The sequence below is a fragment of the Flavobacterium sp. genome, from assembly GCF_035760125.1.
In the GTDB taxonomy this organism is placed as follows: Bacteria; Bacteroidota; Bacteroidia; order Flavobacteriales; family Flavobacteriaceae; genus Flavobacterium.
In genome coordinates, this window is record NZ_DASTTN010000422.1 from 1 (window position 1) to 5,175 (window position 5,175).

4 protein-coding genes are annotated in these 5,175 nt (G+C 34.4%); all 4 read left to right on the plus strand.

Annotation, left to right across the window (positions count from 1 at the left end; genetic code table 11):
* The coding region (locus VFS71_RS14875) for a tetratricopeptide repeat protein (RefSeq protein ID WP_326402207.1) at positions 1 to 1,651 on the plus strand (1,651 nt) is incomplete at its 5' end.
* 9 nt (positions 1,652 to 1,660) lie between these two features.
* The gene (locus tag VFS71_RS14880) at positions 1,661 to 2,524 is read left to right on the plus strand and encodes a PhzF family phenazine biosynthesis protein (RefSeq protein ID WP_326402210.1); all 864 of its coding nucleotides are present in this window, start codon (positions 1,661 to 1,663) and stop codon (positions 2,522 to 2,524) included.
* A gap of 59 nt (positions 2,525 to 2,583) precedes the next feature.
* Positions 2,584 to 4,377, plus strand: coding sequence for a TonB-dependent receptor (locus VFS71_RS14885; protein ID WP_326402211.1), 1,794 nt, complete (start codon positions 2,584 to 2,586; stop codon positions 4,375 to 4,377).
* 109 nt (positions 4,378 to 4,486) lie between these two features.
* Positions 4,487 to 4,936 (plus strand): hypothetical protein, encoded by a 450-nt coding sequence (locus VFS71_RS14890; protein ID WP_326402213.1) that lies wholly within the window; start codon positions 4,487 to 4,489, stop codon positions 4,934 to 4,936.
* Positions 4,937 to 5,175 lie beyond the last annotated feature (239 nt).

Sequence of the window (5,175 nt, forward strand, 5' to 3'; positions counted from 1 at the left end):
AAAAGATGCCACTATTACTGCCCGAGCTTCTTTTTGGAAAGCGGAATCCCAATATAATTTGGAAGATTATAAAGAAGCTTTATTAAGTTATCAGCAGTTTTCGGATTTGGCAAGAGCCAAAGAAACAGTTGAGTTTAAAAACGTCAATTATAATATCGCTTACGCTAATTTTAAGTTGAAAGAATATGAAGCCGCCGGAAATTCTTTCCAAAGTCAGATCGACAATAATAAAACAGATAAGTTTCGTTTGAATGATTCTTATTTGCGCCTTGCCGACTGCCGATTCGTAACAACCAAATACCAATCAGCATTGGATGCTTATATTAAGGTAATAGAATCCAAAAGTGTTGATGCTGATTATGCTTATTTCCAAAAAGCGCTTTGTTATGGATTTCTTTCGAAAAACAGCAAAAAAATAGAAGAACTCAATGCGTTTTTGACATTGTATCCAAAATCAGATTACCAAGATGACGCTTTGTTTGAATTAGGGAATACATATGTGGCCGAAAACAAACAGGACTTGGCTATAAAGGCCTATGATAAATTAGTGACGACTCTTAAAAATAGTTCTTATACTTCAAGAGCTATTTTGCGCCAAGGATTGATTTATTACAATTCGGATCGTGATGATTTGGCTCTCGGTAAATTTAAAAAAGTGGCTTCCGATTTTCCTAAAACTCCCGAAGCTTACGAAGCGGTTTCCACTGCTCGATTGATTTATGTGGATAACGGAAAAGTGGATGAATATGCCACTTGGGTACGTACATTAGATTTTGTGGCGGTTACCGATTTGGATTTGGATAATGATACTTTCGAGGCTGCCGAGAAACAATTCGAACTGAATAACACCAAACAGGCTATTTCGGGATACAGCAGTTATGTCGCTAAATTTTCAAATGGAGTTCATATACTGAAAGCTAATTTTCAATTGGCACAATTGCTTTACGCTGAAGGTTCAGAAAGTAAATCGGTTCCTAATTATGAGTATGTGATAAGTCAGCCTCGTTGCGAATATACCGAGCAGTCTTTGGTTCGATTAGCACAAATATTTTTGAAAGATAAAAATTGTGACAAAGGAATTCCGGTTTTGGTTCGTATAGAAAAAGAAGCAGATTTTCCACAGAATAAGACTTTTGCACAAGCGAATTTGATGAAATGTTATTATGAGACAAAGGATTATCCAAATTCGGTGGTTTATGCCGATAAGGTTTTGGCGAATCCAAAAGCGGAGGAAAATGTAAAAAGTGATGCCCAAATCATCGTTGCCCGTTCTGCGATGCAGTCTGGTGATGAAGCTAAAGCTAAAATTGCTTACGCAAAATTACTAACGGTGAGTAAAGGAGAGCTTGCTGCTGAAGCATTGTATTATGATGCTTATTTTAAAAATAAAGAAGGAAAATTCGAGATTTCGAATACTGCGATTCAAAAATTAGCCAAAAATTATTCAAGCTACCGCTATTTTGGAGCCAAAGGTTTGATTCTGATGGCAAAGAATTATTATGGTTTAAAAGATAGTTATCAGGCGACCTATGTTTTGGACAATGTGATTGAAAATTTCACGGACTATTCCGATGTGGTTGAAGAAGCTAAAACTGAATTGAACAGAATAAAAACTGAGGAAGCCAAAACAAATTCATCAATTACTAAATAGAAAAGCTGAATGAAATTACCTTTTTATATAGTAGATGTTTTTGCAGAGGAAAAATATGCCGGAAATCAACTGGCAGTTTTTTTGAATGCCGATGGACTGAGTACAGAAGAGATGCAAAAAATTGCACGTGAAATTAACTTCGCTGAGAGCACTTTTATTACTGCCATTCACCCCGAAAATAACAGTGCATCAATTCGAATTTTTACTGCAGAACACGAAATGCAGTTTGCAGGTCATCCAGTTATAGGGACATCTTGGGTTTTGATGAATAAAATAGTCGAAAGTCAACCTCGAAATTTTAAATTATCGGTTCCAATTGGTGAAATTCCAATTCAGCAATCCCGAGATTTGGTTTGGCTACATGCAGCTCAGCCTCAATTTTGGGATGTTTTTTCAAAGGAAAGTTTTTTGTCTTTCACTAATTTAAACTTTGCCGATTTTGATGATGAATTTCCGATTCAGGAAGTGACTACAGGAAGCGCGTTTGTGATTATTTCGCTTAAAAGTAAAAAAGCTTTGGAAGATTTAACTCTTGAATTGGCTAAAATGAAAGAATGGCTTTTGGCTCATTGCAAAACAAATCATAGAGCATTGTATTTCTATTGTTTTGATCAAGGGAAACTTTACAGCAGAATGTTATATGTTGAGCATAATCAAATTTTGGAAGATGCAGCGACTGGAAGTGCAAGTACTTGTCTGCAGGCTTTTCTTTTGAAATATCATTCAGCAGAAATTAAAATAGTCAATCATCAAGGAGATTTTATCAATAGGCCTTCGAGAATTTATTTTGATGGGAAATTGACAGGGGATTATTTTGACATCAAAATAGGAGGGAAAACACAATTCATTGCAAAAGGCGAATGGGAAGTATAATGCAGAAAACAGGAGATAGAAAAAGAGAAAAGATGATAATTAAAAACATAAAAACATTCATGAATAAGCAATCAATGTCCTCAACTCCTTCTTTGGAGGAAGTTGGTGGGAGGATTAGGATAGGGATTTTCCTCTTGTTACTTTCTCAGTTATCTTTTGCTCAAAATAAACAGGATAATATAGGAACAGAGGTGGTAAATGTGGTAAAGCCATATACACCGACAATTTCTGATGCTTTCAAAGTAAAAGAAGTTCCGGTGATTACAAATGATGAAAATGCCAAAAAAGAAAGTGTGAAATATTCTGTTTTGCCTTTTCCTGTGGCTTCAACTTTTTCTCCTTCCAAAGGAAATGCACAAGGAGTTGAGAAAGCAAAGCAAGAACGTTTGTTTAAAAATTATGCAACTTTCGGAATTGGAAATTATGGTTCTTTGAATGCCGAATTATATGTAAACGAAGATCTTAATAATAATGAATATATAGGAGGAATGTTTCGCCATAATTCTTCCCAGGGAGGTATAAAAGATATTACGCTGGACGATTCCTATTATGACACCAAAATCGATTTGATTTATGGATCAAACGAACAAGAAATGTCTTGGAATATAAAACTGGGTTACCAGAATCAAATTTACAATTGGTATGGATTGCCTGCCGATTTTGGAAATACATTAACTCTTCCAGAAAGTATGGCTTTGATTAATGGTATTAATCCACAACAATCATATAATACAATTACAGCAGGAGGTTCACTGGTTTTTGAAGAAGCCCTTTTGAAAGATGTTAAACTTGAACTTACTCACTTTTCGGATGCATATAGTTCGGCGGAGAATCGATTTTTATTAGCACCAACTTTTAAGTTTGATGTTTTGGATGAAGCAATAAAAACCAAAGTGTTTGTCGATTATATTGATGGCAGTTTTAAGAGTGATTATTCAGGAACAAATACAGCAGACATTAAATACGGCTTTACAAATTTGGGGATAGTGCCAAGTTTTGTTATGAAAAGAGACGATTGGACGATCGATATTGGTGCAGGCTTGGTTTACAGTATGGGTAAGAATAACACAAGCAATAAGTTTTATGTTTATCCATCGGTTACTGCTTCGTATAATGTTGTGGGTGATTTGATGATATTTTATACAAGTGCTATTGGGAACTTGGGACAAAATACCTATAAAGATTTTGTTGACGCGAATCCTTTTGTTTCTCCTACATTGGAGATTAAACCAACGAATGAATTGTATGATGTTCATGCAGGTTTAAAGGGAAAATTGGCCAGCACTGTGAGTTATGATGTAAAAGCTTCATACATATATGATGAAAACAAAGCATTGTTTCGAAGCAATGATTACAATGAAAAAGATACAAATGCCAATTACGCTTTTGGGAATTCTTTTCAAGTAATTTATGATGATATGAAAACCATACGTCTTTACGGAGAAATTAAAGCGGATTTAGCCAAAGGTGTTACAGTAGAAGCTGATGCAACTATTAATAGTTATTCTAATAAAATACAAGGAGAAGCTTGGAATTTGCCGGAACTTCAATTGAATTCCAAAGTTGATTTTATGGTTACCGAAAAATGGTTTGCCGGTATAAATTTGTTTTATGTAGGCGAACGTAAAGACCAGCAACTAAATACCGATATAGTTTATGTTACTGCTCCAGGACCAATCACATTGGACGGTTATTTTGATTTGAATGCCAATATTCGATACAAATACAGCGAAAGGTTTACTACCTTTTTAAAAGCCAATAATATTATGAATAATGGATATGAAAAATGGTTGAATTATCCAGTTCAAGGTTTTCAAGTGATGTTGGGAGCAAATTATAAATTTGATTTTTAATTTTTTAACCACAAAGTTCACTGAGAACACACAAGGTTCGCAAAGTTTTAAATTTTTTGTGATCTTCGTGACTTCTTTGTGAACTTTGTGTTTTAATCTTTTTTTAAGTATGACTTTCAAACAAAAAATATACCATCGTTACCATCAATTAGTTCAAGATAGAATAGACGCTTTCAGGGATATGATTGCGGCTTTGACTGAAGATTCAAAAAACGATGCAAAAGGTTCAGCAGGCGACAAGCACGAAACAGCCTTGTCTATGATGCATATTGAACAGGAAAAACTCAATACAAAACTCAAGGAAGTATTGGCTCAAAAAGCAGTTTTGGATAAGTTGGATTCCTCGGTTGTGGCAGAAACTATTATTTTGGGAAGTTTGGTAAAAGCTAATGGGATTTATTTGTACCTGAGTCTTGCCCTTCCTAAAATAAGTGTTGACGGTATCAATATCATTGCTTTGTCTCCACAATCCCCGCTTGGAAATAAATTGATGGGGAATAAAGTTGGGTTTGCTTTTGAGATTAATACTACCAAATATATAATAGAGGAAATTTTATAGTTTTTTCTTTTAAACAATTCATTCTGTAATTTACAGTTTATTGGAGCTCTTTTTTTTATATTAGCTCCAATAACTAAACTGTTTATTATGAAGAAAATTTCTTTTTTGCTTTTATTGATTTTATTGGTTTCTTGTAATCAAAAAAATAAGATTGCTGTAGATACTATTGTTACGAATGCCAATATTTATACCGTAAATAAAGATTTTGGTAAAGCCTCGGCTATGGCGATTCAATCTGG

Coding starts and splice junctions, on each gene's coding strand:
- VFS71_RS14890 (WP_326402213.1), top strand. CDS start 4,487: ATGACTTTCAAACAAAAAATATACCATCGTTACCATCAATTAGTTCAA.
- VFS71_RS14885 (WP_326402211.1), top strand. CDS start 2,584: ATGAATAAGCAATCAATGTCCTCAACTCCTTCTTTGGAGGAAGTTGGT.
- VFS71_RS14880 (WP_326402210.1), top strand. CDS start 1,661: ATGAAATTACCTTTTTATATAGTAGATGTTTTTGCAGAGGAAAAATAT.